Genomic DNA, 25,682 nt, shown 5'->3' with positions numbered 1-25,682 from the left:
GGGGTTTGTACGGACAATAACCGATTGACAAGGCGGTCTCGGCGGATCCATTATTTGTCCGGACATTCATGTACGGACAAATTGTACGGCGGACATGAGGTCGCGGGGCAAGCGGGGCCGCGTTTTTTTGTGCGGCGAGTCCACCCCCGGATTCAGGCAGCACCGGCAGTTCTTGCAGTTCTCTTCCAATAACGGGGGTTTTCATGGGCAAGGTACTCGCAGTCCTGGCGGCGGCCACAGTGGCCGTCGGTGTGTGCGCCACGGCGCAGGCGCAGCAGAAATTGGTGGTGGCCGGCTACGGCGGCTCGTTCGAAGACATCATGCGCAAGGACATCTTCCCGCCCTTCGCCAAGCAGCACGGCGTCGAGCTGGATTACGTGGCCGGCAACTCCACCAACACGGTGGCGCGGTTGCAGGCGCAGAAAAGCAATCAGCAGATCGACGTCGCCATCATCGACGACGGCCCGATGTACCAGGCCATCGCGCTGGGCTTCTGCGCGCCGATCCAGGGCCTGCCGGCCGACGACATCTACGGCACCGCGCGCTACAAGGACGACAAGGCGGTGGCCATCGGCATCGTCGCCACCGGCATCATGTACAACAAGAAGGTCTTCGACGAGCGCAAGTGGGCCGCGCCCACCTCGTGGAAGGACCTGAAGGATCCCAAGTACAAGAAGCAGCTGGTGGTGCCGCCGCTGAACAACACCTATGGCCTGCACGCGCTGGTGGAATATGCCCGCGAGGGCGGCGGCGGCGAGAAGAAGATCGACGCCGGCTTCAAGACCTTCAAGGACGAGGTCGGCCCCAACGTGCTGGTCTACGAGCCGTCGCCCGGCAAGATGACCGAGCTGTTCTCCAGCGGCCAGGCCACCATCGCGGTATGGGGCAGCGGCCGCGTCAAGGCCTTCGCCGACACCGGCTTCCCGGTGGGCTTCGTCTATCCGCAGGAAGGCGCCTACGCGCTGCTGTCGTCGGTGTGTCCGGTGGCCAAGGCCAACGCCAATCCGCTGGCGCAGGCCTTCGTCAACTACCTGGTCAGCCCCAAGGTGCAGGAGCAGCTGGCCACCGCCTATGGCTACGGCCCGGTCAACAAGCAGGCCAAGGTGGCCGACGATCCGCGCGTGCCGCTGCCGATCGGCAAGCGCGCCGCCGACCTGATCGTGATCGACTGGGACACCGTCAACCAGAACCGGGACGACTGGAACAAGCGCTGGACGCGTGAAATCGAGCGCTGAGGTTCGTACACCAGCACGCAACGGCGGCGCGGGCGCGCCGCCAGCGGGAGCATCCATGAGTTATCTCGTACTGAACCGCCTGTCCAAGCGCTACGGCGACCTGACGGCGGTCGAGGACCTGAGCCTGTCGGTCGAACGCGGCGAGTTCATTTCGCTGCTGGGGCCGTCGGGCTGCGGCAAGACCACCACGCTGCAGATGATCGCCGGCTTCGTCGAGCCCAGCGGCGGCAGCATCGTGCTGGACGGCAGGGACGTCAGCCGCACGCCCGCCAACAAACGCGGGCTGGGCATGGTGTTCCAGAACTACGCGTTGTTCCCGCACATGACCGCGGCCGAGAACGTGTCGTTCGGCCTGGAGATGCAGCGGGTCGGCAAGGAGGAACGGCAGGCGCGGGTGGCCGATGCGCTCAAGCTGGTGGGCTTGTCGCACCTGGCCGACCGCCACCCGGCGCGCATGTCGGGCGGCCAGCAGCAGCGCGTGGCGCTGGCGCGGGCGCTGGTGATCCGCCCCAGCGTGCTGCTGCTGGACGAACCGCTGTCGAACCTGGACGCCAAGCTGCGCGAGGAAATGCAGCTGGAACTGCGCAGCATCCAGCGCACGGTCGGCACCACCACCATCCTTGTGACGCACGATCAGTCCGAGGCGCTGGCGCTGTCCGATCGCATCGTGGTGATGAACCAGGGGCGGGTCGAGCAGGTGGCCGAGCCGTTCGCCGCGTATGAAGGGCCGTCCAACCGCTTCGTCGGCGGCTTCCTGGGCAAGGCCAATGTATTCACGCCCTCGCCGCAGCCTTATGACGGCGAGGTGCGGGCGCGCATCGGCGAGGCCCACATCGCCATGGACGGGCAGCCCGTGCCGCAGGGCGCGGTGATCGTGCGGCCGGAAAAAATCCTGTTTGCCGAGGCCGGCGCCTGTGCCCTGCCCGGCCGCATGAAGACGCGCGTGTTCCAGGGCAACCACTGGCTGTGCCAGGTCGAGACCTCGGTCGGCGAAGTCATGGTGATCCGCCAGAACGACGGCGTGCCGGTGCCCGCCGAGGGCGAGACCGTGCACCTGCGCTGGCGCGGGCAGGACATGTGCGCGGTGGCCGGCCAGGAGCCGGGCAAATGAGCGCGCGCGCCAACCCCTGGCTGCTGAGCGCGCCGGCGCTGGCCGTCTACGCCACCTTCCTGGTGGTGCCGATGGCGCTGGTGCTGCTGATCAGTTTCTTCGACTTCCAGTTCTACGGCGGCATGCAGGCCACCTTCACCTGGAAGAACTACATCGAGATCCTGGGCGACGGCTATTACTACGAGATCTACGCCCGCACCTTTGGCGTGGCGGCGCTGGTGACGGTGGCCTGCCTGGTGCTGGGCACGGCCGAAGCCTATGTGCTGTCGCGCATGGCCAATCCGTGGAAGGGCCTGTTCCTGATGGTGGTGCTGGGGCCGCTGCTGATCTCGGTGGTGGTGCGCACGCTGGGCTGGGCGCTGCTGTTCGGTTCCACCGGCCTCATCAACAAGGTGCTGATGGGCATCGGCCTGGTGTCTTCGCCGATCGACCTGATGTACAGCAACCTGGGCGTGGGCATCGCGCTGACGCACGTGCTGGTGCCATTCATGGTGATCTCGGTGTGGGCGTCGTTGCAGCGGATCAATCCGTCGACCGAGGCCGCCGCGCTGTCGCTGGGCGCCAGCCAGTTCACCGTGATCCGGCGCGTGATCGTGCCGCAGGTCATGCCGGGCATCCTGTCGGGCTCGATCATGGTGTTCGCGATGGCCGCCAGTTCCTTCGCCACGCCCGCCATCATCGGCGGCCGGCGCCTGAAGAACGTGGCCACCGCCGCCTACGACGAGTTCCTGAACACGCTCAACTGGCCGCTGGGCGCGGCGCTGGCGGTGGTGCTGCTGGTGGCGACCGTGGTGGTGCTGCTGTCCGCCAACCGGTTGATCGAGCGCCGCTATGGCGCGGTCTTCAATCCGTCGGGAGCCTGACATGAACTTCCGCAATGGCCCCATCGGCCTGCTGTTCCACACGCTCTTCATCCTGTTCATCCTGGCGCCGATCGTGATGGTGTGCGCGGTGGCGTTCACCTCGGAAGGCTTCATCTCGCTGCCCAGCGGCGGCCTGTCGCTGCGCTGGTTCCGCGCGATCCTCGACAACCCGCGCTTCATCGAGGCGTTCTGGTTCAGCCTGGGGCTGGGCACGCTGTCGGCGACGCTGGCGATCGGGCTGGCGGTGCCGAGCGCGCTGGCGCTGGCGCGCAACCGCTTCCGTGGCCGCGAGGCGCTGGTGGCGTTCTTCCTGTCGCCGCTGATGATCCCGCACGTGGTGCTGGGGCTGGCGTTCCTGAAGTTCTTCACCACGGTGGACCTGGCCGGCACCTACGTGGGGCTGGTGGTGGCGCACGTGATCCTGGTGATGCCGTATGCGCTGCGATTGGTGCTGGCATCGGCCACCGGCATCGACCCGGCGCTGGAGCGCGCGGCGCAGTCGCTGGGCGCGTCCAACTGGACGGCGTTCCGGCGCGTGGTGCTGCCGCTGCTGCTGCCGGGCGTGGTTAGCGGCTGGGTGATCGCCTTCATCACCAGTTTCGACGAACTGACCATGTCGATCTTCATCGCCTCGCCGTCCACCACCACGCTGCCGGTGCGCATCTTCCTGCACATCGAAGACACCATCGACCCGCTGGTGACGGCCGTGTCGGCCGTGCTGATCTACGTGACCATCATCGCCATCTTCATCCTGGACCGCCTGGTCGGCCTGGAAAAGCTGTTTGTAGGAAAGGGACGCTAATGACGGACGAAACACAAGGGGCGCCGCGCGCGCCGAGGCATCGCGGCATCCACGACGCCGTGGTGATCGGCGGCGGCCTGGTTGGCTCGGCCGTGGCCTACGGGCTGCGGCGCGAGCTGGAGCACGTCGCGGTGCTGGACGAAGGCGACGTGGCCTATCGCGCCTCGCGCGGCAACTTCGGCCTGGTCTGGGTGCAGAGCAAGGGCATGGGCCTGCCGCGCTACGGCGTGTGGACCATGACCTCGGCCGGCGCCTGGCCGCAACTGGCGGCCGAGTTGCTGGAACAGACCGGCGTGGACGTGCACCTGGAGCAGCGCGGCGGCCTGCACGCGCTCCTGAGCGACGAGGAAATGGAAGCGCGCGCCACCTTCATGCGCACGCTGCTGGCGCAGCCCGGCATGGCGCAGTACGACTGGAAAATGCTGGATCGCCACGAGGTGGCCGACATGGTGCCGGGCATCGGCCCGGAAGTGCGCGGCGCCACCTGGACGCCGGTGGACGGCATCGCCAATCCGCTCAAGCTGCTGCGCGCGCTGCACATGAGTTTTGCACAGCGGGCTGTGGATTACCTGCCGCGCTGTCCGGCGCAGCAGATCCGGCAGCGCGACGGCGTGTTCGAGGTCACCACGCCCGGCGGCACGGTGCGGGCGCGCAAGCTGGTGCTGGCCGGCGGGCTGTCGAACAAGGCGCTGGGCGAACAGGTCGGCCTGGCGGTGCCGGTGCGGCCGCAGCGCGGCCAGATCGTGGTGCTGGAACGCACCCGCCGCCTGCTGGAAACGCCGCTGTCGACGCTGCGCCAGACCGACGAAGGCACCTGGCTGATCGGCGACTCGCAGGAAGAAGCCGGCTATGTGGATAACCAGGTGGGCCTGCCGATCCTGGGCACGCTGGCGGACCGGGCCGTGCGCACGCTGCCCGCCTTGCGCGAGGTGCGGGTGGTGCGCAGCTGGGCCGCGCTGCGCGTGATGTCCAGGGACGGCTTCCCCATCTATCAACAATCCGAGACGTGCCCCGGCGCTTTCGTCGCCACCTGTCACAGCGGCGTGACCCTGGCCGCCGCGCACGCGCTCAACCTGGCGCCCATGATCGTCGCCGGCCAACTGGCCGACGACATGGCGCCCTTCTCGACCCGGAGGTTCCATGTTCAAGAGGCTTGACGAGGCGCAGCGCCAGGCGCAGGGCGCGCCGGTGCGGGTGACGGTGAACGGCGCCGAGCTGCAGTGCCGCGCCGGAGACAGCGTGGCCGCGGCGCTGTTCGCCGGCGGCATGCAGGCCTGTCGCGATACCGCGGTGGGCGAGGTGCCGCGCGGACCCTATTGCATGATGGGCGTGTGCTACGACTGCCTGGTCACCATCGACGGCCAGGCCAACCAGCAGGGCTGCATGACGGCCGTGCGCGATGGCATGAAGATCGAGCGCCAGCTGGGCGCGCGCAAGGTGCAGGCATGATCGAGACGACGCAATGCGATTTGCTGGTGGTGGGCGCGGGTCCCGCCGGGCTGGCCGCGGCCACCACGGCCGCGCGCCTGGGCGTGGACACGGTGCTGCTGGATGAGCAGGCCGCGCCGGGCGGACAGATCTACCGCGCCATCACCACCACGCCGGTCACCGACCGCGCCGTGCTGGGGCCGGACTATTGGCACGGCGCCTCGCTGGTCGAGCCGTTCAGGCAATCGGGCGCGCTGTATGTGCCGGGCGCGACCGTATGGGCGGTGGCCGAGCGCACCGCGCCCGAGCCGCAGCGCGGCTTCGAGGTGGCGTATTCGGTCGGCGGCGAAGCGCGCATCCTGCATGCGCGGCGCCTGCTGCTGGCCACCGGCGCGCAGGAGCGGCCATTCCCGATTCCCGGCTGGACCCTGCCCGGCGTGATCACCGCCGGCGCCGCGCAGATCCTGCTGAAATCCGCCGGCATGGTGCCGGCCGACCGCACGGTGCTGGCGGGCTGCGGTCCGCTGCTGTACCTGGTGGCCTGGCAGTACCTGAATGCCGGCGTCAAGATCGACGCGCTGCTCGAAACCACCCCGCCCGACCGCCTGCGCCAGGCCCTGCCCAAGGTCTGGGACTTCCTGCGCTCGCCCTATCTGGGCAAGGGCTTGTCGCTGCTGCGCGCGGTCAAGGCGGCGGTGCCGATCGTCAAGGGCGTGACGGCGCTGGAAGCGCTGGGCCAGGACAAGCTCGACAGCGTGCGCTACACCGCCGCTGGCGTCACCAAGACCCTGCCGGCGCAGCAGTTGATGCTGCACCAGGGCGTGGTGCCCAACGTCAACCTGTCGCGCGCCATCGGCGCCGAGCATCGCTGGAACACGGCGCTGGCTTGCTGGGAGCCGGACGTCGACGGCTGGGGCCTGACCTCGGTCGACGGCGTCGGCATGGCGGGCGACGGGGCCGGCATCGCGGGCGCGCTGGCCGCCGAACAGCGCGGCCGGCTGGCGGCGTTGCAGGCCGCGCACCTGCTGGGCCGCATCGACGCGGCGCGGCGCGATAGCGAGGCCGCCGCGCCGCGTGCCGCGCTGGCGCGGGCGGTGCGCGGACGCGAGTTCTTCGACGTCCTGTACAAGGCCCCCGAGACCTTCCGCCGCCCCACCGGCGACACCATCGTCTGCCGCTGCGAGGAAGTGACCGCGGCGCAGGTGCGCGAGACCGTCAAGCTCGGTTGCAGCGGGCCCAATCAGATGAAGGCCTTCCTGCGCTGCGGCATGGGGCCGTGCCAGGGGCGCTTCTGTGGCCTGACGGTATCGGAACTGATCGCCGAGGAGCGCGGCGTGCCGGTGCCGGAGGTGGGCTACTACCGCCTGCGCTTCCCGACCAAGCCGCTGACGCTGGGCGAGCTGGCGTCGCTGCCGCAGACCGACGACTCGCGCCAGGCGGTGGTGCGCCTGAAGAAATAGGAGGCCGCCATGACGGACGCTTCCCGCTCGGCCGCCGTCATCATCATCGGCGGCGGCCTGCACGGCAGCTCGGCGGCGCTGCACCTGGCGCGCGCCGGCGTGCCGGCGCTGGTGATCGAGAAGAACTACGTCGGCCGCCATGCCTCGGGCGTGAACGCCGGCGGCGTGCGCACGCTGGCGCGGCACCTGGCCGAAGTGCCGCTGGCGCTGGCCTCGCGCGAGCTCTGGTACCGCATCGGCGAACTGGTCGATGACGACTGCGGCTTCGAGCAGCACGGGCAGGTGCGCGTGGCCGAGAACGAGGCCGACGTGGCGACATTGCGCGCGCGCCTGGCCACCATGCAACAGCATGGCTACACGCATGAGCAATGGATCGACCGCGATGCGCTGCTGGCGATGATTCCCGCGCTGGCGCCCACGGTGCAGGGCGGGCTGATCGCGCGCGAGGACGCGGCCGCCGACCCCTACCGCACCACGCTGGCGTTCCGCCGCAAGGCCGCCAGCCTGGGCGCGCGTTTCCTGGAAGGCGTGCGGGTGCTGCGCACCGTGCATGAGCAGGGACAGTGGCGGATCGAGACCGATGCCGGCGCCTACACCGCGCCACGGGTGCTCAACTGCGCCGGCGCCTGGGCCGACCGCATCGCCGCCGAATGGGGCGAGCCGGTGCCGTTGACCGCCATCAGCCCGATGATGCTGGTGACGCTGCGCATGGACCACTTCCTGGACGCGGTGGTGCTGGGCACCGGCCGCCCGCTGTCGTTCAAGCAGCGCGCCAACGGCACCGTGCTGATCGGCGGCGGCCGCCGTGCCTGGGTCGACCGCGACGCGGAATGGACCGAACTGGATTTCCATTCGTTGGCCGAGGGCGCGCGCACCGTCTGCGACGTGTTTCCGCACATGCGGCAGGCGATCGTGAACCGCGGCTGGGCCGGCATCGAGGCCGCCATGCCCGACGAGATCCCGGTGATCGGCCGCAGCCAGCGCTACGACAACGCCTTCCATGCCTTCGGCTTCTCGGCCCATGGCTTCGAACTGGGCCCGATCGTCGGCCGTATCATGGCCGATCTGATCACCACCGGCGCGACCGATCTGCCGATCGCGCCGTTCGCCATTGATCGTTTCACCGGCGCCGCGGGCGCGCCGGCCCCCACCCCCAAGGAGCAGCACCCATGACTGATATCGTGCGCAAGGATTCCAACGAACGCCTCAGCCGCATCGTGATTCACGGCGACACCGTGTACGTGGCGGGCGTGACCTCGTCGGCCGAAGGCGGCATCGCCGCGCAGACGCGCGACGCGCTGGCCAAGATCGACGGCTACCTGGCGCGCGCCGACTCGGACAAGACGCGGCTGCTGTCGGTGCAGATCTGGCTCAAGGACATCGAGCGCGATTTCGCCGGCATGAACGCGGTGTGGGCCGAGTGGGCCCCGGCCAACGCGCTGCCGACGCGTGCGACGTGCGAGGCCAGGCTGGCCTCGCCCGATCTGCTGGTGGAGATCATCGTCACGGCCGCCAAGCGGGCGGGCTACGTCGGCGGGCCGGCGTCGGAAGCCTGATCGTGGCGTCTATGGCCCGAAAACTCAGTCTTCGCCACATTGAAACCATCCATGCCGTCATCTTGACGGGTTCGGTCACGGGCGCGGCAGCGCGCCTGTTTGTCACGCAGCCAGCCGTCAGCAACGTGCTGCGGGAAGCAGAAGACCGACTCGGCTATCCGCTGTTTGACCGCCGTGGCGGGCGGTTGATGCCGACAGCGTTGGCTGACATGTTGTTCGAAGAGATTGAGCGCTCGTTCACCGGATTGGAGGCCATTAACGATTTCTGTGAGCAGATCCGAACGAGTCAACGGCAGCGGATGACCATTGCTTGCACGCCGTCTTTTGGCGCCGCGGTGCTTCCCCGGATCATCAATGCCTACGTCAACGAACTATCGCCGACCTTCTTCTCGATTCATTCCCGCAACGCGCAACACGTTGCGGCGCTGGTCAGTTCGCGAAAGGCCGACGTTGGCTTTGCGCTCAAGGTGCCCGAGATTCCGGGCGTTCAAAGCGAGGTTCTGGGCGAGCTGCCGCTGTATTGCTATCTTCCCGCCAGCCATCCCCTGGCCAGTCATCCCTTCCTGACGGCGGAACAGCTGCGACACGAACCGATGATTTCCCTGTCCCGCATCGAGGGCGTGCAGGATATCGTCACGCACGCCTTTGCCGGCGCGGGCGGGGCGGCCACCACAGTGGCGGAATGCCCGGCCGCGATCACCGCGTGCGCAATGGTGGCCGCCGGCATCGGGTTCACGCTGTACGACCTTCTGCCCCGCACGTTCTTCGATGACTCGCGCGTCGCGGTGCGTCCGTTCAAGCCCGATTGCCAGACCACTTATCAAGCCTACTGGTTGCGCTCCAAAACAAGCGATAGTGACTTTGCGCCGATCGTGCGGATGGCGCGCCAGGCGTTGGGCGATGTGGCGGCTCAGCTGAAGCGGGATAACCCGTAGGGCTCCGGATCGATCTGCGCGGCGCGGCCCGTCACCCAATGCACGATCAATTGCGCCGTCATGGGGGCTCCAGTAAGGCCGGTGTGTCCGTGGCCGCAGGCAACGAACAGGCCTGGATGCTTTGCGATGCGACCGATGATCGGCATGCTGTCTGGCGTCGATGGACGAAAACCCAGCCAGGTCCTCGCCCCATCGGTATTGATTCCAGGGAAGAGCTCGCCAGCGATGCGCAACAAGGCCTCGGTGCGGCGCGGATCCGGCGGGCGGTCCAGTCCGGCAAACTCCACGGTGCCCGCGATTCTCAGCCCGTGCTCCATCGGTGTCACCGCCACCGCGCGGTCCTTGTCGACGAAGGGCACCTTCAATTGCACTTGGGCAAAGGGAAGCTCCACGTGATAGCCACGCTCGACTTCCATGGGCATGCGGACTCCCAGGGGGCCGAGCAGGCGCGGCGTGTGCGCGCCAGCCGCCAAGACCACTTGTTCCGCGTGAACGCTGCCGGTACTGCCCCAAAGCGCATACCCGCCGCGCGCCATGGCCTGGATGCACTGTATGCGTTCGTGCCGAAGCGTGCCGCCCTCGCTTAGGAAATTATGAACAAGGGTTTTCACCAGCCGCTGCGGGTTTATGCAATGTGCGTGCTCTTCAAAGCAGATTCCATGCATTCCCTTTGCATCCAGGCCAGGGACGAGCCGCGCGATATCCTGTGCGTCCAGCGTCTTGACGAGAATCTTCTGGCGCCGGCGAATCTCCGTGATCAACCGCCCGGCTGCGTTCGAGTGGGGCGATCCTGCCCAAAGGTGAAGCTGCCCCCCTGCCTTGATCAGATCCGCAAACGCGTCCGCGCCCAACAGGCCTCTGTATTGGGTCAAGGCCGGTCGATGAAGTCTGTGGAGCGCGGCGGAATGAGCCAGGACCCGATCCTCTCGGCCCGCGCGCAGCCATTTGACGAGCCAGGGCAGCAGGCTGGGCAGATACGCCGGCCGGATCGCCAGGGGGCCGTCGCGGCTCAACAGCCACCTTGGGGTCTTCCAGATCATGCCCGGCAGCGAGATTGGCAGGCAACTGTCGACGCTGATCAAACCTGCATTGCCGTACGACGTTCCACAGCCCGGAGGCAATGCATCGATCAGCGTGACCTTGCAACCGGCGCGATTCAGGGCGAGCGCGACACAGGCGCCCACAATGCCCGCGCCGATGACAAGCACCGTATCGGAAGTGGGCGGCGGGGGCACGGTCGGGCATGAAGGAGATGCGGGCATGGGAATATCTTCGATGTCGGTGCAGAGCGCCCGGCACCGTCTCGGAAGCTGGCGTTGGCCGGAATCATGGCAAGGTTTGCCCCCTCCGAGACAGTTTCTTTTTCTGATACGGTATCCAGGAAACTGATTCGACAAAGCGTGTGATGTCCATCAATACTTTGCTCCTCCCGTATCCCCATCAGAAAAATTCGTCAAGGAGACATCATGGTGAGCCGGTTCACACGATCGATGCGTCGCAGCATCTTCCTTGGAGCAATGGGATTGGGGACGCTCGCGGTGCTGAGCGCGTTGCGTCCCGCCGCGGCGCTGGCCGACACCCCTGTGAAGTTCATCGTTCCGTTTCCCGCGGGTGGCGCGGCGGACTCGATGGCACGCATATTGGTCGAAAAGCTCAGGAATGAACTCAACCAGGCCGTCGTGGTGGAGAATCGAGCGGGCGCCAGCACTCGCATCGCGGCGGAAGTCCTCAAGCACGCCAAGCCCGATGGCAACACGGTCTTGCTGACCTTGCTGGACACCATGGTGATTGCGCCCATGGTCTACGCCAATCTTCGCTACGATCCATCCAGGGATTTCGTGCCCATCACCTCCGTGGCCACGGTGACCTACGCGCTGGCCGTCAACGCCGACTCCCCTTATCACAGCGTTCATGACTATCTCAAGGCTGCAAGCCAGGACCGCGGCAAGGCCAGCCTCGGAACAACGGGCCAGGGGTCGACATTGCATTTTCTCGCTTATGAATTCGCGAGACGTGCCAACACGGACATCACGATCATTCCCTTTCAGGGAGGCCCGGCGATGGTCACCAACCTTGTCGGCAACCAGATAGGCTCGGCCATCGATGGCCTGGGTGTTTTCCTGGAACAGCATGGCGCCAGGAAGCTGCGCATCCTGGCGGTGTCCGGCAGCAAGCGTGCCAGCCAATTGCCGGAGATCCCAACGTTTGTGGAAGCCGGCTTCTCGTCATTGACCAGCGGCTCGAGCTATGCGCTCTATGCACCTGCCGGCACGCCAGAGGCGCAGGTCGCCCGCTGGAACCAGGCAATGCGCAAGGTACTCGCCTTGCCTGAGGTCCGTGCGCGCATTCTCAGTATTGGCTATGAGCCGCTACCCGGGTCGTCGCCAGGGGAAGTGACGCAGTTGCAGCAGAAGATGGTGAAACTTTGGCGGCCTATCGTTGATGCCGCCAACTACAAGGGCGACTGAACCCATGCGGGCCAGGGAAACGCCAGATCAGCGCGCCGGCGTCTGAAAACTCACCTGCGCCGGCCGCCCCGGCAAGTTCAACGTTGCCGTGGCCGGCGGCGTGGTCGCCACCACCTGGCCGGCGCGCAGCACCATCAGGCGCGTAGCGCGCAGGCGCAGCGCCTCGACCGGGTCGCGCGCCTGCAGCAGCACCATGTCGGCGCGCTTGCCGACTTCCAGGCCGGTTTCGTCCAGCCCTAGGATCTTGGCCGGCGTGGCCGTGACGGCCTGGAAACAGGCGCGCATGGCGTCCTGGCCGGTCATCTGCGCCACGTGCAGGCCCATGTGCGCCACTTCCAGCATGTCGCCGGAACCCAGGCTGTACCACGGGTCCATCACGCAGTCGTGGCCGAACGCCACCGGCACGCCGGCCGCCAGCAGCTCGGGCACGCGCGTCATGCCGCGACGCTTCGGATAGGTGTCGTGGCGGCCTTGCAGCGTGATGTTGATGAGCGGGTTGGCGATGGCCGACACGCCGGCCTCGCGCATCAGCGGGATCAGCTTGGACACGTAGTAGTTGTCCATCGAGTGCATCGAGGTCAGGTGCGAGCCCGTGACGCGGCCCTGCAGGCCCAGGCGCTGCGTGTGATAGGCCAGCGTCTCGATGTGGCGCGACAGCGGATCGTCGCTTTCGTCGCAGTGCATGTCCACGCGCAGGCCGCGCTCGGCCGCCAGTTCGCACAGGATGCGCACCGACTCGGCGCCGTCCTGCATGGTGCGCTCGAAGTGCGGAATGCCGCCGACCACGTCCACGCCCATGTCCAGCGCGCGCTTCAGGTTATCGAGCGCGCCGGGCGCGCGCAGCACGCCGTCCTGCGGGAAGGCCACCAGTTGCAGGTCCAGGTACGGCTTGACCTGCTCGCGCACGTGCAGCAGCGCTTCCACCGCCAGCAGGCGCGGATCGCACACGTCGACGTGCGAGCGGATCGCCAGCAGGCCGCGCGCCACCGCCCAGTCGCAATAGGCCAGCGCGCGTTCGACCAGCGCTTCCTGGGTCAGCAGCGGCTTCAGTTCGCCCCACAGCGCGATGCCTTCGAGCAGCGTGCCCGACTGGTTCACGCGCGGCAGGCCGAACGACAGCGTCGAGTCCATGTGGAAGTGGGCGTCGACGAACGGCGGCGCCACAAGCTGGCCGGCGGCGTCCACCGTTTGCGCGGCCTCGGCCTTCAGCGCCGGTTCCAGGGCGACGATGCGGCCCTGGGCCACGCCGATGTCGATGTGCTGGCGGCCGTCCGGCAGCGTGCAGTTCTTGAGGATCAGATCGAGCATAGTCAAACCTTGTGGGTTACCGTTCGCCCTTGCGGTAGGGCTTCATCAGGGCCTGCGGGTAGGCGGCGCGGCGCGCCATCACCACCAGGGCCAGGATGGACAGAATATAGGGCAGCATCAGGTAGACCTGATAGGGCAGCTCGGGCAGGCCCGGCAGCGCCGCCCCGCCCTGCTGCAGCCGCAGCTGCAGCGCGTCGAAGAAGGCGAAGATCAACGCGCCCAGCAGCGCCTTGCCGGGCCGCCACGAGGCGAACACCACCAGCGCCACGCAGACCCAGCCGCGGCCGTTGACCATGTTGAAGAAAAAGGCGTTGAAGGCCGCCAGCGTCAGGAAGCTGCCGGCCACGCCCATCAGCGCCGAGCCGGCGACGATGGCGCCCATGCGCAGCCGGGTGACCGACAGGCCCTGGCCCTCGGCCGCGGCGGGGTTCTCGCCCACCATGCGGATCGCCAGGCCCACCGGCGTGCGGTTCAGCACCCAGGCCAGGATCGGCACCGCGGCCAGCGCCAGCAGCGTCATCGGCGTCTGCCCGGCCAGCACCGGGCCGATCAGCGGAATGCCGTCCAGGAACTTCATCTCGGCGAACGGGGTGATCGTCGGCGGCGTGTTCACGCTGGGGAAGGTGACGCGGTAGGCGAAGTAGCTCAGGCTGGTGGCCAGCAGCGTCACGCCCAGGCCCGAGACGTGCTGCGACAGGCCCAGCGGCACCGTCAGCACCGCGTGCAGCAGCCCGAACACGGCGCCCGCCAGCGCGGCCGCCAGCACGCCGACATACAGCGGCGCGCCCAGGTACACCACCAGCCAGCCGGTGAAGGCGCCGGCGGCCATGATGCCTTCGATGCCCAGGTTCAACACGCCGGCGCGCTCGCACAGCAGCACGCCCAGCGTGCCCAGGATCAGCGGCGTCGCCAGCCGCAACACCGCGACCCAGAAGGCCGCGGAACTCAACAGGTCCATCCATTCCATGGCGTGCTCCTCAAGCCCGGTTGCGGCGCAGGCGGTACTGCGCGAATAGCGTCGCGACCAGCATGGCGAGCAACGAGGTGGCGACGATGACGTCGGCGATGTAGTTCGGCACCGCGATGGCGCGGCTCATGCTGTCCGCGCCGACCAGCATGCCGGCCACGAAGATGCTGGCCAGGATCACGCCCAGCGGATGCAGGCCGGCCAGCATGGCCACCACCACGCCGGTGTAGCCGTAGCCCGGCGACATGTCGAGCGTGACGTAGCCGGTGCGGCCCGCCACCTCGATGGCGCCGGCCAGCCCGGCCAGCGCGCCCGACAGCATGGCGGTGCCCAGCATCACGCGGTTGACCGGCAGGCCCAGGAAACGCGAGGCGTGCGCGTTGGCGCCGACCGCGCGCATCTGGAAGCCGAACACCGTGTAGCGGTTCAGCAGCCAAAGGCCCAGCGCCAGGCCGGCGGCCCACAGCAGGCCGGTGTGGGCGCGGGTGCGTTCGATCAGCTTGCCCAGTTCCAGGTCGGGATTGAGCGCGACCGACTGCGGCCAGCCCATCGCCATCGGGTCCTTCATGGGGCCGTCCAGCATCATCGAGACGAACAGCAGCACGATGAAGTTGCCCAGCAGCGTGGTCACCACCTCGTCCACGCCCAGGCGCGTCTTGAGCAGGGCCGGGATCAGCAGCAGCAAGGCGCCGGCCAGCGCCGCCGCCAGCATCATGCCGCCGAACAGCGCCGGCATCGGCAGGTCGAAGCCGGTGCCGTCGTGCAGGCCGCCCACCGCCACCGCGGTCAGCGCGCCCAGGTACAGCTGGCCCTCGGCGCCGATGTTGTAGAAGCGCGCGCGAAAGGCCACGGCACAGGCCAGGCCGGTCAGCATCAGCGGGGTGGCGCGGGTCAGGGTTTCGGACAGCGCGAATTTCGAGCCAAAGGCGCCTTCGAACAGCAGCGCGTAGGTGCGGCCCACCGGCGCGCCGGCCCAGGCCACCAGCAGCGCGCAGACCGCCAGCGTAAAGAGGATGGCCGCGATCGGGGCCAGGGCCAGCGCGGCGCGGCTGGGCTCGGGGCGGCGTTCCAGGATCAGTTTCATTCGAGAAATGCTCAGTAGAAGGGGCGCGGCGTCAGGCGCGCGTGCCCGTCATGGCCAGGCCGACGCTGGCGGGCGTCCATTGCGCGACCGGCTTGTCGGCGACCAGCTTGCCGCCGCATAGCACCGCGATGCGGTCGGCCAGCGCGAAGATCTCTTCCAGGTCTTCCGAGACCAGCAGGATGCCGGCGCCGCGCCGGCGCGCGGCCAGCAGCTGTTCGCGCACGTAGGCCACCGCGCCGATGTCCAGGCCCCAGGTGGGCTGGTCGGCGACGATGAAGCGCGGCTCGCGCGCCAGGGTGCGGCCCAGGATCAGCTTCTGCATGTTGCCGCCCGACAGGCTGCGGGTGCGCACGTCGAGCGAGGCGGCGCGCACGTCGAACTGTTTGGCCAGCGCCGCCGCGTAGGCGCGGCCGGCCTTGGCGCGGATCAGCCCGAAGCGCGAGAAGCGCGGGTCCTTCAGGTCTTCGACGATGGCGTTTTCCCACAGCGGGCTGTCGCCGATCATGCCTTCGCCGTGGCGGTCCTCGGGAATGCGACCCACGTGGGCGGCGGTCCAGCCGGCCGGCGTGGTGGGCGCGGCCGCGTGTTCGGGGCCCAGGCGGATGGTGCCGTCGGCCGGCTGGCGCAGGCCGGTCAGCACCGACACCAGCGCCTGCTGGCCGTTGCCGGCGACGCCGGCGATGGCCACGATCTCGTGCTTGTGCACCACCAGGTCCAGGCTGTCCAGGCGCGGCGCGCCGCCGCGTTGGTCGCGCACCGTGACCTGCGACAGCGTCACCACGGGCGCGGCCTGGCCGGCCGCCGCCATGGCTTCGGCGTGCGGCATGGCGACCTTGCGGCCGACCATCAGCTCGGCCAGTTCGGCCGGCGTGGTGGCGGCGGTCTCGCGCTCGGCCACCAGCTTGCCCTGGCGCAGCACCGCGACGCGGCGCGACACGGCCATGACCTCGTCCAGCTTGTGCGAAATGAAGATGACGGCCAGGCCCTCGTCGACGAAGCCGCGCAGCGTGGCGAACAGGTCCTGCACTTCCTGCGGCGTGAGGACGGCGGTGGGCTCGTCCAGGATCAGCACCTTGGCGCCGCGGTACAGCGCCTTGAGGATCTCGACGCGCTGCTTCTCGCCCACCGACAGGCCGCCGACGCGCGCGTCCGGGTCCACGCCCAGGCCGAAGCGCTGGCCCAGCTCGACCAGGCGGCGGCGCGCCTGGCCGCGGCCCGAGGCCAGCTTCCACAGCGATTCGGTGCCGACCATGATGTTGTCCAGCACGGTCAGGTTGTCGGCCAGCGTGAAGTGCTGGTGCACCATGCCCACGCCCGCCGCCAGCGCGGCGTCGGGCCGGCCGGGCGGCAGCGGCTGGCCGAAGACTTCGATACTGCCGGCGTCGGCCACATAGTGGCCGAACAGGATCGACACCAGGGTTGATTTGCCGGCGCCGTTCTCGCCCAGCAGGGCCAGCACTTCGCCTTGCGCCAGCGTCAGCGAGACATCGTCATTGGCCGTCAGGCTGCCGAAGCGTTTGGTGATCCCTGCCAGCCGCAGGGCGAGAGGCGCTTGATTCATCGTGCCGACGACTTGGGTTCTTTGTCGTTGACCTGCACGCTGAAGCTGCCGTCCAGGATGGCCTTCTGTTTGGCCTGCACCTTGGCGATCAGGTCAGCCGGGATCTTGCTCTCGAAGGTGCCCAGCGGCGCCAGCGACGAACCCTTGTGCTTCATCAGCGAGTACTGGCCGAAGTCGGCGGCCTTGAAGGTGCCGCCCTTGACCTGCTTGAGCGCCTCGTCGATGGTCGGCTCCATGCTCCACAGCGCCGAGGCCACCACGGTCTCGGGGTACTGCGGCTGGGTGTCGATGACGTTGCCGATGGCCAGCTTGCCGCGTTCCTTGGCGGCGTCCGACACGCCGAAGCGCTCGGCGTACAGCACGTCCGCGCCCTTGTCGATCATGGCGAAGGCGGCTTCCTTGGCCTTCGGGGGATCGAACCACGAGCCGATGAAGGTCACGGTGAATTCGGTCTTGGGATTGATTTCCTTGGCGCCCTCGATGAAGGCCTGCATCAGGCGGTTCACTTCGGGGATGGGGTAGCCGCCCACCAGGCCGATCTTGCCGGTCTTGCTCATGCCGGCGGCGATCATGCCGGTCAGGTAGGCCGGTTCCTGGATGTAGTTGTCGAACACCGAGAAGTTGGGTTGCTGCGGCTTGCCCGACGAGCCCATCAGGAAGGCGGTCTGCGGGTAGTCCTTGGCCACCTTGCGGGCGGCGGCTTCGACCGCGAAGGCCTCGCCCACCACCAGCTTGTTGCCCTGCTCGGCGTACTGGCGCATGACGCGTTCGTAGTCGGCGTTGGTGACGTTTTCCGAGAACGTGTATTCGATTTCACCCCGGTCGCGCGCGGCGATCAACGCCTTGTGGATGCGCGACACCCATTGCTGCTCGACCGGCACCGTATAGATGGCGGCGACCTTGGTCTTGGCGGGCGCCTGGGCCTGGGCGCCGGCCGACAGCAGCAGCGCGCCGGCGGCGGCCGCGGCCAGCTTCAGCAGGCCACGGCGGGCAATGCCGCCGGCGGCCGGGAGGGAAAAGGATTTCATGCGCAAGTCTCCTTCGCGAGGATGGATGGGGAATGGGAGGGATGGCGGCGATGTCCGGGCGTCGCGGTGCGGCACGCGTGGGCGGGCGGGGTCGAGGGCGTGGGATCGGTCATCGGATGGGGGGAGCGCCGGGGCGGCGCGCCCCATCCGAATGGGCGGGTTCGCGGCCAGTCCTGGCGAAGCAAGTTGTATGCCATGGGGCATTCCCGCGGCAAGTCGGGGGAATCCTGATGGCCGGGCGGGATTATAGGCACCCTAGCGGGGAAACGTGGCACCAGGATGGTGCGCACCGTCGCGGTGCGTGGACACTTTTCGTCGTGGAACAGGCTGTTGCGGCCGAAATGGGCCCGAAAGGCCCTGGAAGCCTATCGCCAAGCGGCCATCGGCGCGGCCGTGCGCCTAAAATTCCCCGCATAGCGCCGCGCCCGTGCGCGGCAAGCCGGAACCCACCATGCAAGACATTCAATTGCTGCTCGAGCAGTACGGCGGCTGGCTCGTCTTCGCCAACGTGCTGGTCGAGCAAGCGGGCCTGCCCGTGCCCGCCTATCCCATGCTGATCGCCGCCGGCGCCCTGGCCGGCTCGGCCGGCTGGCTGGCGCCGTGGCTGGCGGCCACCCTCGCCTGCCTGCTGGCCGACTCGCTCTGGTACGCGGCCGGCCAGCGCTACGGCGCGCGCCTGCTGGGCGTGATCTGCAGGATGTCGCTGTCGCAGGACTCCTGCATCCGCCAGACCCAGCGGCTGTACCTGCGCATCGGCGTGCGCGCCCTGCTGGTGTGCAAGTTCCTGCCGGGCGCCGGCGCCCTGTCCACCGTGATGGCCGGCCTGACCGGCACGCCGTACCGCCGCTTTCTGGCCTACGACCTGGTGGGCGCCATGATCTGGGCCGGCTCGGCCCTGCTGCTGGGCGGCCTGTTCCACGGCGTCGTCAACGACGTGCTGGACGTGCTCGGCACCTATGGCCCGATGGGGCTGGCCCTGCTGGCGGCGGTGCTGGCGCTGTACATCATCGCGCGCGCCCTGCGCCGCTGGATCCTCAAGCGCAACCTGCGCGTGATTCCGCGGCTGTCGGTCGACGAGCTGATGCAGTGGCGCCAGGACGGCCGCCAGGCGCTGGTGTTCGACGTGCGGCCCGAGGCGATGCGCGAGGCCGACCGCATCCCGGGCGCCATCGCCGTCGACCTGCGGGCGCCGCTGCCGGCCCTGGAGGCCGGCGCCGAGGCCGCCGACATCGTGGTCTATTGCGCCTGCCCCAACGAGGTCTCGGCCGCGATGCTGGCCGCGCGCCTGCGCGCCGCCGGCTATCCCAACACCTGGGCGCTGCGCGGCGGCTACGAGGCCTGGGCGCGGCACGCGCACCCGGCCTGACGGCGTGCCGGGGGCGCGCGGCGCCTGTCCGGGCCATGGGCGCCCGCGCGGTTTCGGCCCTCGCCCGGCGCCGCCACGGGCGCATAATGGCTCCATCGGCCCGCGCCTTTGACGGGCCAGGGAGACAGGCATGAAGTTGTTGTTCTTGGGCGCCGGCGGCACCGGCGGCTATTTCGGCGGCCGCGCCGCCCAGGCGGGCGCCGACGTGACGTTCCTGGTGCGCGAGGCCCGCGCCCAGCGCCTGCGCGAGCAGGGCTTGCGCATCGAAAGCCCGTTCGGCGACGTCACGCTGCAGCCGCAGCTGGCCACCGCCGACACCCTGAAGGGCTTCTACGACGTGGTGGTGCTCAGCTGCAAGGCCTACGACCTGCAGAGCGCCATCGACGCTATCCGCCCCGCCGTCGGCCCCGATACCGCGGTGCTGCCCATCATGAACGGCGTGCTGCAGTACGACGTGCTGGACCGCGAATTCGAGCCGCACCGGGTGCTGGGCGGCCTGTGCCAGATCAACGCCACGCTCGGCCCCGAGGGCCAGGTGGTGCACCTGGGCAAGCACGCCAGCATCGTCTTCGGCGAGCGCGCCGGCCCGGCTCGCAGCGCCCGCTGCGTGGCGCTGGCCGAGGCCCTGGCCGGCGGCGAATACGTCAGCCGCCTGAGCGAGGACATCCACCAGGACATCTGGGAAAAATACGTGTTCCTGACGACGCTGGCCGCCGCCACCTGCCTGATGCGCGGCACGGTCGGCCAGATCGCCTCCACCGACGACGGCGCCGACATCGTGCGCGGCCTGCTGCGCGAATCGCAATCGGTCGCCGCCGCCAGCGGCCACGCGGTGCGGCCCGATGCCGATGCCGCCGCGCTCAAGATCCTGACCGATCCGTCCCAGGCCATGACCGCCTCGATGTTCCGCGACCTGCGCCAGGGCCTGCCGGTCGAGGCCGACCACATCGTCGGCGACATGGTGCGGCGCGCCCGCACGCTGGGCGTGGATGCCACCTGCCTGCGCACGGCGTACACCCATCTGCAGGTCTACCAGGCGCAACGCGCCGCGGCCTGAGGCCGGAGGAACGGGAGCCCGATTGGTGCATGGATTGCAAAAAACTCTTCCATCCCCGTGGGTTCCTGGATCCGGTCGGGCCGAATAGTATGGCTTTGCCTGAGCCCGGGCAGGACAGGACCGCAACGCGCGGCCGCCGCCCGGCGCCCACCTTCCAAGGAGCAAGACCATGAAAATCGCTTTGATCGGAATTACCGGCCGCGTGGGTTCCCGCGTGGCGGACGAACTGCTCAAGCGCGGCCACCAGGTGACCGGCATCGCCCGCAACCTGGGCGACGTCAATCCCCAGCCCGGCCTGACCATCGAACAGGGCGACGCCACCGATCCGCACGGCCTGACGCCGCTGCTCAAGGGCCACGATGCCGTGGTTAGCGCCTCGCGCTTCGTGTCGGCCGACGCCAAGCCGCTGCTGGCCGCCGTGAAGGACGCCGGCGTGCCGCGCCTGCTGGTGGTCGGCGGCGCCGGCAGCCTGGAAGTGGCGCCCGGCAAGCTGCTGATCGACACCCCCGAATTCCCCGACGCCTACAAGCCCGAAGCCCGCGGCGGCGTGGTGTTCCTGGACGCGCTGCGCCAGGAAAAGGTCCTAAATTGGACGTTCCTGTCGCCTTCGGCGCTGTTCGAGCCGGGTGAACGCACCGGCAAGTTCCGCCTCGGCGACGACACGCTGCTGGTCGACGAGGCCGGCAAGAGCTGGATCTCGATGGAAGACTACGCCATCGCCCTGGCCGACGAAATCGAGGCGCCCAAGCATTCGCGCCGCCGCTTTACCGTCGGCTACTGATCGCGGGCAGGCCGCGCCGCGCGCGCGGTGTTGTTTGCATGCGATACCCGGCTGGCCACGGCCCCCTGTCCCCCACAGGGGGCCGTGCGCTTTTCAGGCAAGGCCGCACTGGCGGCAGGGTCGATTTGGCCGGTTTTGTTTGTAAACTGGCAGGCCGCCAAGCCGGCGCACGACCCGAGTAGTCAGTATGAGCATGAAGTTGAAATCGTTGGCCCTGTGTTTGCTGCTGGCCGCCAGCTGTCTGGCCCCGGTCCAGGCCGCCACGCCGCAGTCGAACAAGGACATCGTGGTGGCGTTCTTCCGCATGATGTTCCAGGACCGCGAGATCGACGAGGCGGTGCGCCTGTATGTCGCCAAGAACAACTACACCCAGCACAACCCCTACATGCGCGACGGCGTCGAGCCGATGGTGGATTTCTTCCCCCATTACTTCGAGCAGCACCCGCAGGCCACCGTCGACATCAAGCGCGTCATCGCCGAGGGCGACCTGGTGGTGATCCACAACCTGTGGCGCGAGTCGCCGGAAGACCGCGGCCAGGCCGTGGTCGACATCTTCCGCGTCGAGAACGGCAAGATCGTCGAGCACTGGGACGTGAGCCAGGAAATCCCCGAAAACCCCGCCAACAAGAACGGCATGTTCTGAGCAGGCCGCCCATGTCCGCCATCGAACCCGTCGAACTGTCCCGCGCCTACCTGCTGCTGAACCACGGCCCCACCGTGCTGGTCACCAGCGCCCACGGCGCCGAGCGCAACGTCATGGCCGCGGCCTGGGCCATGCCGCTGGACTTCAGCCCGCCCAAGATGCTGGTGGTGGTGGACAAGAACACCCATACCCGCACGCTGATCGAGGCATCCGGCGAATTCGCGCTGTGCATTCCGTCGCGCGCCCAGGCCCGGGCCACGTTGCAGGTCGGTTCGCGTTCGGGGCGCGAGGAAGACAAGTTCCAGGCCAGCGGCCTGGCCACCTTCCCCGCCAGCAAGATCGGCGCGCCGCTGGTCGAGGGCTGCCTCGGCTGGCTGGAATGCAAGGTCGTGCCCGAGCCGCACAACCAGCAGGCCTACGACCTGTTCATCGGCGAGGTGGTGGCGGCCTGGGCCGCGCCCGACGTGTTCTCGGGCAACCGCTGGCACTTCGATGACGACGCGCGCCGCTCGGTGCACTACGTCGCGGGCGGTTCCTTCTTCGCCACCGGCGAAGCATTCTCGGTCTCCGATCCGGAGTAAGCCCATGCGCCGCGTCTACCTGGCCGGCTTCGACGTGTTCCTGCCCGACGCGGTGGCGCAAGGCGCGCGGCTCAAGGCGCTGGCCGCCGCGCACGGCTTCGAGGGGCTGTACCCGCTGGACAACACGCCGCCCGCCGGCCTGTCCGGCGCGGCCCTGGCGCAGTGGATCTACCAGGCCAACGTGGCGATGATCCAGCGCGCCGACCTGGTGATGGCCAATCTCAATACGTTCCGCGGCGCCGAGCCCGATTCGGGCACGGCCTTCGAGGTCGGCTACGCCATCGCCCTGGGCAAGCCGGTGTGGGGCTATACGGCGCAGGCCGGCAGCGTGCGCCAGCAGGTCGCCGTGGGCGTGGCCGCCGATGACCCGGCGCGCGCGGTGGACGCGCAGGGCTTCACGGTCGAGGACTTCGGCTTGAATCTGAACCTGATGCTGGCGTGCAGCGCCCGCATCGTGGTGGGCGACGCCGCCGACTGCCTGGCGCGCATGGCGCGCGACTAGTGCGTCGTTAGCGTGCCGTTAGCGTGTCGTTCGCGCGCCGCTAGCGCGCTGTCTTGCGGGCGGGCTTGGCCTTGGCGCCGGCCGCCGGCGCGCCCAGGTATCCCATCACCGCATCCACCACGGCCTCCTCCAGCTGTTCCGGACTGAAGCCGGCCGGCGGCTCCAGCGCCGTCGCGTGCACCAGCGATTCCATGATGCGCAGCACCACGTAGGTCGCCAGCTCGCGGTCCTGTTGCGCGATCTCTTCGCGATGCAGTTCCAGCAGGTGGCGCATGCGGCGGTGGATGTCCTGGTCGGCGCGGCTGTGGTCGCGCGGCTGGTCGAACAGCGGAAATTCCCGTTCCAGCACGCGGTGCAGCGCCGGCTCCAGCAGGTGCGCATGCAGCGAGGCGGCGACGATGGCCGCGACCCGCTCGCGCAGCGTGGCCGCGGGGTTGCCGTCCAGCACCGTGTCGATCAGCGCCAGCATCTGCTCGTCGTGCCGATCGTGCAGCGCGGCGATCAGCGCGTTCTTGTTGGGGAAGTACTGGTACAGCGATCCGACGCTGACGCCGGCGGTCTCGGCGATCCGGTTGGTGTTGGTGCCAGCGTAGCCGTGCTCGGCCAGAACGCGAGCCGTCGCCTGCAAAATGGTGTCCACGGTCTGCTGCGACCGTTGCTGGCGCGGCGATTTACGGGGCTGCGGGATGGATGTCATGGAGTTCTGGGAAAGCGAGTTTCAAACCTGAGCACCGGCTCATAAAATTTCGATACGCAACGGGAATCGCGTCGAGCACCGGCCGATTATGCCATCGTCGATCAAGGCGAGCGGGCCGCCCGGTGCCGTTTCCCTCTTCCAAGGAATTCTCATGTCGAATGCTTCGACGGCCGCGGCGCTGCCCGCGGCCGGCGGGACCGCGCGTCCCGTTTTCATGCAGATATTGCCCCTGGCGCTGGCGGTCTTCGTCGGCTTCTTCATGGTCGGCCTGCCCATGCCGGTGCTGCCGCTCTACGTCGACGGCGTGCTGGCGCAGGGCGCGCTGGTGGTGGGCATCGTCGCCGGCCTGCAGTTCGCGGCGGCCTTGCTGTCGCGCGCCTGGTCCGGCGCGCTGGCCGACCGCCGCGGCGCCAAGCGCGCCGTGGTCACCGGCTTCCTGCTGGGCTCGGCGGCCGGCCTGCTCTACCTGCTGGCCGACGCGCTGGTGTCGCAGCCGCGCGCGGCATTGGCCGCGCTGATGGCCGGCCGCGCACTCATGGGTTGCGCCGAAAGCCTGATCGTCACCGGCGCGCTCAGCTGGGGCGTGGGCCGCGTCGGGCCGCAGAACGCGGGCCGCGTGATGGCCTGGGTCGGCGTGGCCATCTATGCCGCCTTCGGGCTGGGCGCGCCGGCCGGCATGCGCTTGTACGGCGCGGCCGGTTTCGAAGGCATCGCCTGGGCCACGGTCTTCATTCCCGTGCTGGCGTTGGCGCTGGTGCTGCCGCAGCGCGGCGTGCCGGCGGCCGGCGGCGTGCGCACGCCGTTCTACCGCGTGCTGGGCCTGGTGATGCTGCCGGGCCTGGGCCTGGCGCTGACCAGCGTCGGCTTCGGTGTCATCACCGCCTTCATCAGCCTGCTGTTCGCCCAGCGCGGCTGGGACGGTGCGGCGTGGATGTTCAGCCTGTTCGGCGTCGGCTTCATCGTGGCGCGGCTGTTCTTCGCCGGGCTGCCCGACAAGCTGGGCGGCGCGCGCGTGGCGCTGGTGTGCGTGCTGATCGAGGCGGCCGGCCAATGGCTGATCTGGATGAGCCCGACGCCGATGTGGGCGTTCGCCGGCGCGCTGTTGAGCGGCGCGGGCTATTCGCTGGCGTTCCCGGCGTTCGGCGTGGAAGCGGTGCGCCGCGTGCCGCCGGCCAGCCGTGGCGCGGCCATGGGGGCGTACGTGGCGTTCCTGGACGTGGCGCTGGGCATCGCCAGTCCCGTCGCCGGCTGGCTGGCCGGGATGCAGGGCTACGGCGCGGTCTATGCGCTGGGCGGCGCGTGCGCGCTGGGCGCGGTGTTCGTGGCGCTGGCGCTGCGGGGCCGGGTGGCCGCCGCGTAAGGCCGCGGCATTGCGCCCAGCGCGCACGCCCGGACCGGGCTGCCGCGCAGGGCGTCTCGATTGACGGTCAAGGCGCCCGCGGCAAGCGGGCGCCTTTTCACGTTCAGACGGTGGCGGCCATTTCCAGCACTTCGTCGTCGACCGGCTGGGCCTGGCCGTCGCGCAGCTGCTGCAGGTGGTCGGCCAGTTCGGCGATGGTCAGGGCGACCAGGCCGTGCTGGGCGGCGTAGCGCTCGAGCGCGGCGCCGCGCATCATGGTGCCGTCGGCGTTCATCAGTTCGCACAGCACGCCGGCGGGGCGCAGGCCGGCCAGGGTGGCCAGGTCGACCGAGCCTTCGGTGTGGCCGCGGCGGGTCAGCACGCCGCCGGCCTGGGCCCGCAGCGGGAAGACGTGGCCGGGGCTGACGATGTCGTCGGCCTGGGCGGTGGGCGCGATGGCGGCGCGGATGGTGGTGACGCGATCGACGGCCGACACGCCGGTGCTGACGCCTTCGCGCGCTTCGATCGAGACGGTGAAGGCGGTGGCGAAGCGGCTCTGGTTGCGCTGGACCATGGGGGCCAGGTCGAGGCGGTCGAGGACTTCGCCGGGCAGGCACAGGCAGACGATGCCGCTGCCGTCGCGGATCAGCTGGGCCATGACGGGCACGGTCAGCTTGTCGGCGGCGACGATGAGGTCGGCTTCGTTTTCACGGTCGAAGTCATCCATGAGGATGACGGGACGGCCCAGGCGCAGGTGATGCAGGGCGCGTTGCAGGCGCACGGCGAAGGGCTGGGCGGCCAGGCTGGGGGACTGCGGGGTAAGGGTAACGTTGGACATTGAAACGCTCTCGCGAAAAAGTGGGCGAAAAACGTTTCAGGGCTCATCGACAGCCGAACGCAAACCGGCTGT

The 25,682-nt window shown here is 68.9% G+C and carries 26 protein-coding genes; 18 read left to right on the top strand and 8 right to left on the bottom strand.

What is annotated here, in order from left to right; genetic code table 11:
- Positions 1 to 203: 203 nt before the first annotated feature.
- From AC1HFW_RS20885 to AC1HFW_RS20840, 10 genes are read left to right on the top strand one after another with little or no spacing between them, the layout of a single operon-like run.
- Positions 204 to 1,235 (top strand): ABC transporter substrate-binding protein, encoded by a 1,032-nt coding sequence (locus tag AC1HFW_RS20885; protein ID WP_006389500.1) that lies wholly within the window; start codon positions 204 to 206, stop codon positions 1,233 to 1,235.
- 55 nt (positions 1,236 to 1,290) lie between these two features.
- Positions 1,291 to 2,346, top strand: coding sequence for an ABC transporter ATP-binding protein (locus AC1HFW_RS20880; RefSeq protein WP_479285132.1), 1,056 nt, complete (start codon positions 1,291 to 1,293; stop codon positions 2,344 to 2,346).
- Complete coding sequence (locus AC1HFW_RS20875; protein ID WP_006392171.1) at positions 2,343 to 3,209, top strand: ABC transporter permease; 867 nt, start codon at positions 2,343 to 2,345, stop codon at positions 3,207 to 3,209. Before AC1HFW_RS20880 ends, AC1HFW_RS20875 begins: the two co-directional genes overlap by 4 nt.
- A 1-nt stretch (position 3,210) precedes the next feature.
- A complete protein-coding gene (locus tag AC1HFW_RS20870) occupies positions 3,211 to 4,011 on the top strand; it encodes an ABC transporter permease (protein WP_006392172.1) in 801 nt (266 codons plus the stop codon).
- The gene (locus AC1HFW_RS20865; RefSeq protein WP_479285131.1) at positions 4,011 to 5,168 is read left to right on the top strand and encodes an NAD(P)/FAD-dependent oxidoreductase; all 1,158 of its coding nucleotides are present in this window, start codon (positions 4,011 to 4,013) and stop codon (positions 5,166 to 5,168) included. Before AC1HFW_RS20870 ends, AC1HFW_RS20865 begins: the two co-directional genes overlap by 1 nt.
- Positions 5,152 to 5,460, top strand: a complete 309-nt coding sequence (locus AC1HFW_RS20860; RefSeq protein ID WP_006389495.1) for a (2Fe-2S)-binding protein — start codon at positions 5,152 to 5,154, stop codon at positions 5,458 to 5,460. Before AC1HFW_RS20865 ends, AC1HFW_RS20860 begins: the two co-directional genes overlap by 17 nt.
- Entirely contained in the window at positions 5,457 to 6,899 is a 1,443-nt protein-coding gene (locus AC1HFW_RS20855) for an FAD/NAD(P)-dependent oxidoreductase (RefSeq protein WP_479285130.1), read from the top strand. Before AC1HFW_RS20860 ends, AC1HFW_RS20855 begins: the two co-directional genes overlap by 4 nt.
- 9 nt (positions 6,900 to 6,908) lie before the next feature.
- Entirely contained in the window at positions 6,909 to 8,072 is a 1,164-nt protein-coding gene (locus AC1HFW_RS20850; protein WP_479285129.1) for an NAD(P)/FAD-dependent oxidoreductase, read from the top strand.
- Positions 8,069 to 8,455, top strand: a complete 387-nt coding sequence (locus AC1HFW_RS20845; protein WP_479285128.1) for a RidA family protein — start codon at positions 8,069 to 8,071, stop codon at positions 8,453 to 8,455. Before AC1HFW_RS20850 ends, AC1HFW_RS20845 begins: the two co-directional genes overlap by 4 nt.
- Positions 8,456 to 8,466: 11 nt before the next feature.
- The gene (locus AC1HFW_RS20840; RefSeq protein ID WP_104021662.1) at positions 8,467 to 9,390 is read left to right on the top strand and encodes a LysR substrate-binding domain-containing protein; all 924 of its coding nucleotides are present in this window, start codon (positions 8,467 to 8,469) and stop codon (positions 9,388 to 9,390) included.
- On the opposite strand, the gene AC1HFW_RS20835 is transcribed toward AC1HFW_RS20840, so the two are convergent.
- The gene (locus AC1HFW_RS20835) at positions 9,366 to 10,652 is read right to left on the bottom strand and encodes an NAD(P)/FAD-dependent oxidoreductase (protein ID WP_479285127.1); all 1,287 of its coding nucleotides are present in this window, start codon (positions 10,650 to 10,652) and stop codon (positions 9,366 to 9,368) included. The genes AC1HFW_RS20840 and AC1HFW_RS20835 overlap by 25 nt on opposite strands.
- A gap of 204 nt (positions 10,653 to 10,856) precedes the next feature.
- Here AC1HFW_RS20835 and AC1HFW_RS20830 point away from each other — a divergent pair, with 204 nt between their 5' ends.
- Positions 10,857 to 11,858, top strand: a complete 1,002-nt coding sequence (locus AC1HFW_RS20830) for a Bug family tripartite tricarboxylate transporter substrate binding protein (protein WP_061072847.1) — start codon at positions 10,857 to 10,859, stop codon at positions 11,856 to 11,858.
- Positions 11,859 to 11,885: 27 nt separating this feature from the next.
- Here the strand turns inward: AC1HFW_RS20830 and AC1HFW_RS20825 are convergent, their stop codons facing one another.
- The 5 genes from AC1HFW_RS20825 to AC1HFW_RS20805 are packed head-to-tail and all read right to left on the bottom strand — an operon-like array spanning position 11,886 to position 17,806.
- Positions 11,886 to 13,166, bottom strand: coding sequence for an amidohydrolase family protein (locus tag AC1HFW_RS20825; RefSeq protein ID WP_479285126.1), 1,281 nt, complete (start codon positions 13,164 to 13,166; stop codon positions 11,886 to 11,888).
- A 16-nt stretch (positions 13,167 to 13,182) separates the two neighbouring features.
- The gene (locus tag AC1HFW_RS20820; protein ID WP_006389489.1) at positions 13,183 to 14,133 is read right to left on the bottom strand and encodes an ABC transporter permease; all 951 of its coding nucleotides are present in this window, start codon (positions 14,131 to 14,133) and stop codon (positions 13,183 to 13,185) included.
- Between the two features lie 10 nt (positions 14,134 to 14,143).
- On the bottom strand, positions 14,144 to 15,217 hold the full coding sequence (locus tag AC1HFW_RS20815; RefSeq protein ID WP_479285125.1) for an ABC transporter permease: 1,074 nt from the start codon (positions 15,215 to 15,217) through the stop codon (positions 14,144 to 14,146).
- Positions 15,218 to 15,248: 31 nt separating this feature from the next.
- Complete coding sequence (locus tag AC1HFW_RS20810) at positions 15,249 to 16,778, bottom strand: ABC transporter ATP-binding protein (RefSeq protein WP_061072844.1); 1,530 nt, start codon at positions 16,776 to 16,778, stop codon at positions 15,249 to 15,251.
- Positions 16,775 to 17,806 (bottom strand): BMP family protein, encoded by a 1,032-nt coding sequence (locus tag AC1HFW_RS20805; RefSeq protein ID WP_241075628.1) that lies wholly within the window; start codon positions 17,804 to 17,806, stop codon positions 16,775 to 16,777. The genes AC1HFW_RS20810 and AC1HFW_RS20805 overlap by 4 nt, the downstream gene beginning before the upstream one ends.
- A 451-nt stretch (positions 17,807 to 18,257) precedes the next feature.
- Between AC1HFW_RS20805 and AC1HFW_RS20800 the strand changes: the two genes are divergently transcribed.
- The 6 genes from AC1HFW_RS20800 (at position 18,258) to AC1HFW_RS20775 (ending at position 22,736) form a co-directional block, all read left to right on the top strand.
- Positions 18,258 to 19,172, top strand: coding sequence for a rhodanese-like domain-containing protein (locus tag AC1HFW_RS20800; protein WP_116522706.1), 915 nt, complete (start codon positions 18,258 to 18,260; stop codon positions 19,170 to 19,172).
- 130 nt (positions 19,173 to 19,302) lie between these two features.
- Complete coding sequence (gene panE, locus AC1HFW_RS20795) at positions 19,303 to 20,229, top strand: 2-dehydropantoate 2-reductase (RefSeq protein WP_241067931.1); 927 nt, start codon at positions 19,303 to 19,305, stop codon at positions 20,227 to 20,229.
- 169 nt (positions 20,230 to 20,398) lie between these two features.
- Positions 20,399 to 21,010, top strand: coding sequence for an NAD(P)-dependent oxidoreductase (locus AC1HFW_RS20790; protein WP_006392183.1), 612 nt, complete (start codon positions 20,399 to 20,401; stop codon positions 21,008 to 21,010).
- A gap of 187 nt (positions 21,011 to 21,197) precedes the next feature.
- On the top strand, positions 21,198 to 21,653 hold the full coding sequence (locus AC1HFW_RS20785; protein ID WP_479285124.1) for a nuclear transport factor 2 family protein: 456 nt from the start codon (positions 21,198 to 21,200) through the stop codon (positions 21,651 to 21,653).
- Between the two features lie 11 nt (positions 21,654 to 21,664).
- Complete coding sequence (locus AC1HFW_RS20780; protein WP_479285123.1) at positions 21,665 to 22,234, top strand: flavin reductase family protein; 570 nt, start codon at positions 21,665 to 21,667, stop codon at positions 22,232 to 22,234.
- Positions 22,235 to 22,238: 4 nt separating this feature from the next.
- Positions 22,239 to 22,736 (top strand): nucleoside 2-deoxyribosyltransferase, encoded by a 498-nt coding sequence (locus AC1HFW_RS20775; protein ID WP_479285122.1) that lies wholly within the window; start codon positions 22,239 to 22,241, stop codon positions 22,734 to 22,736.
- A 40-nt stretch (positions 22,737 to 22,776) separates the two neighbouring features.
- Here the strand turns inward: AC1HFW_RS20775 and AC1HFW_RS20770 are convergent, their stop codons facing one another.
- On the bottom strand, positions 22,777 to 23,433 hold the full coding sequence (locus AC1HFW_RS20770) for a TetR/AcrR family transcriptional regulator (RefSeq protein WP_479285121.1): 657 nt from the start codon (positions 23,431 to 23,433) through the stop codon (positions 22,777 to 22,779).
- A 151-nt stretch (positions 23,434 to 23,584) separates the two neighbouring features.
- Between AC1HFW_RS20770 and AC1HFW_RS20765 the strand changes: the two genes are divergently transcribed.
- Positions 23,585 to 24,793: an MFS transporter gene (locus AC1HFW_RS20765; protein WP_479285120.1), complete on the top strand. Its 1,209-nt coding sequence runs from the start codon at positions 23,585 to 23,587 to the stop codon at positions 24,791 to 24,793.
- Between the two features lie 103 nt (positions 24,794 to 24,896).
- On the opposite strand, the gene ribB is transcribed toward AC1HFW_RS20765, so the two are convergent.
- On the bottom strand, positions 24,897 to 25,610 hold the full coding sequence (gene ribB, locus AC1HFW_RS20760) for a 3,4-dihydroxy-2-butanone-4-phosphate synthase (protein WP_006392189.1): 714 nt from the start codon (positions 25,608 to 25,610) through the stop codon (positions 24,897 to 24,899).
- Positions 25,611 to 25,682: the final 72 nt, after the last annotated feature.

It is taken from the genome of Achromobacter sp. ISS7, assembly GCF_056523125.1.
Note: the sequence above shows the minus strand (reverse complement) of the source record. Positions and strands in the feature narration are given on the sequence as shown.

Excerpts from the sequence above, each read along its gene's own strand:
- AC1HFW_RS20870 (WP_006392172.1), top strand. The coding sequence starts at position 3,211 with ATGAACTTCCGCAATGGCCCCATCGGCCTGCTGTTCCACACGCTCTTC.
- panE (WP_241067931.1), top strand. The coding sequence starts at position 19,303 with ATGAAGTTGTTGTTCTTGGGCGCCGGCGGCACCGGCGGCTATTTCGGC.
- AC1HFW_RS20850 (WP_479285129.1), top strand. The coding sequence starts at position 6,909 with ATGACGGACGCTTCCCGCTCGGCCGCCGTCATCATCATCGGCGGCGGC.
- AC1HFW_RS20765 (WP_479285120.1), top strand. The coding sequence starts at position 23,585 with ATGTCGAATGCTTCGACGGCCGCGGCGCTGCCCGCGGCCGGCGGGACC.
- AC1HFW_RS20860 (WP_006389495.1), top strand. The coding sequence starts at position 5,152 with ATGTTCAAGAGGCTTGACGAGGCGCAGCGCCAGGCGCAGGGCGCGCCG.
- AC1HFW_RS20840 (WP_104021662.1), top strand. The coding sequence starts at position 8,467 with ATGGCCCGAAAACTCAGTCTTCGCCACATTGAAACCATCCATGCCGTC.
- AC1HFW_RS20790 (WP_006392183.1), top strand. The coding sequence starts at position 20,399 with ATGAAAATCGCTTTGATCGGAATTACCGGCCGCGTGGGTTCCCGCGTG.
- ribB (WP_006392189.1), bottom strand. The coding sequence starts at position 25,610 with ATGTCCAACGTTACCCTTACCCCGCAGTCCCCCAGCCTGGCCGCCCAG.
- AC1HFW_RS20785 (WP_479285124.1), top strand. The coding sequence starts at position 21,198 with ATGAGCATGAAGTTGAAATCGTTGGCCCTGTGTTTGCTGCTGGCCGCC.
- AC1HFW_RS20865 (WP_479285131.1), top strand. The coding sequence starts at position 4,011 with ATGACGGACGAAACACAAGGGGCGCCGCGCGCGCCGAGGCATCGCGGC.
- AC1HFW_RS20810 (WP_061072844.1), bottom strand. The coding sequence starts at position 16,778 with ATGAATCAAGCGCCTCTCGCCCTGCGGCTGGCAGGGATCACCAAACGC.
- AC1HFW_RS20780 (WP_479285123.1), top strand. The coding sequence starts at position 21,665 with ATGTCCGCCATCGAACCCGTCGAACTGTCCCGCGCCTACCTGCTGCTG.
- AC1HFW_RS20820 (WP_006389489.1), bottom strand. The coding sequence starts at position 14,133 with ATGGAATGGATGGACCTGTTGAGTTCCGCGGCCTTCTGGGTCGCGGTG.
- AC1HFW_RS20825 (WP_479285126.1), bottom strand. The coding sequence starts at position 13,166 with ATGCTCGATCTGATCCTCAAGAACTGCACGCTGCCGGACGGCCGCCAG.
- AC1HFW_RS20830 (WP_061072847.1), top strand. The coding sequence starts at position 10,857 with ATGGTGAGCCGGTTCACACGATCGATGCGTCGCAGCATCTTCCTTGGA.
- AC1HFW_RS20855 (WP_479285130.1), top strand. The coding sequence starts at position 5,457 with ATGATCGAGACGACGCAATGCGATTTGCTGGTGGTGGGCGCGGGTCCC.
- AC1HFW_RS20885 (WP_006389500.1), top strand. The coding sequence starts at position 204 with ATGGGCAAGGTACTCGCAGTCCTGGCGGCGGCCACAGTGGCCGTCGGT.
- AC1HFW_RS20880 (WP_479285132.1), top strand. The coding sequence starts at position 1,291 with ATGAGTTATCTCGTACTGAACCGCCTGTCCAAGCGCTACGGCGACCTG.
- AC1HFW_RS20770 (WP_479285121.1), bottom strand. The coding sequence starts at position 23,433 with ATGACATCCATCCCGCAGCCCCGTAAATCGCCGCGCCAGCAACGGTCG.
- AC1HFW_RS20775 (WP_479285122.1), top strand. The coding sequence starts at position 22,239 with ATGCGCCGCGTCTACCTGGCCGGCTTCGACGTGTTCCTGCCCGACGCG.
- AC1HFW_RS20805 (WP_241075628.1), bottom strand. The coding sequence starts at position 17,806 with ATGAAATCCTTTTCCCTCCCGGCCGCCGGCGGCATTGCCCGCCGTGGC.
- AC1HFW_RS20815 (WP_479285125.1), bottom strand. The coding sequence starts at position 15,217 with ATGAAACTGATCCTGGAACGCCGCCCCGAGCCCAGCCGCGCCGCGCTG.
- AC1HFW_RS20845 (WP_479285128.1), top strand. The coding sequence starts at position 8,069 with ATGACTGATATCGTGCGCAAGGATTCCAACGAACGCCTCAGCCGCATC.
- AC1HFW_RS20875 (WP_006392171.1), top strand. The coding sequence starts at position 2,343 with ATGAGCGCGCGCGCCAACCCCTGGCTGCTGAGCGCGCCGGCGCTGGCC.
- AC1HFW_RS20800 (WP_116522706.1), top strand. The coding sequence starts at position 18,258 with ATGCAAGACATTCAATTGCTGCTCGAGCAGTACGGCGGCTGGCTCGTC.
- AC1HFW_RS20835 (WP_479285127.1), bottom strand. The coding sequence starts at position 10,652 with ATGCCCGCATCTCCTTCATGCCCGACCGTGCCCCCGCCGCCCACTTCC.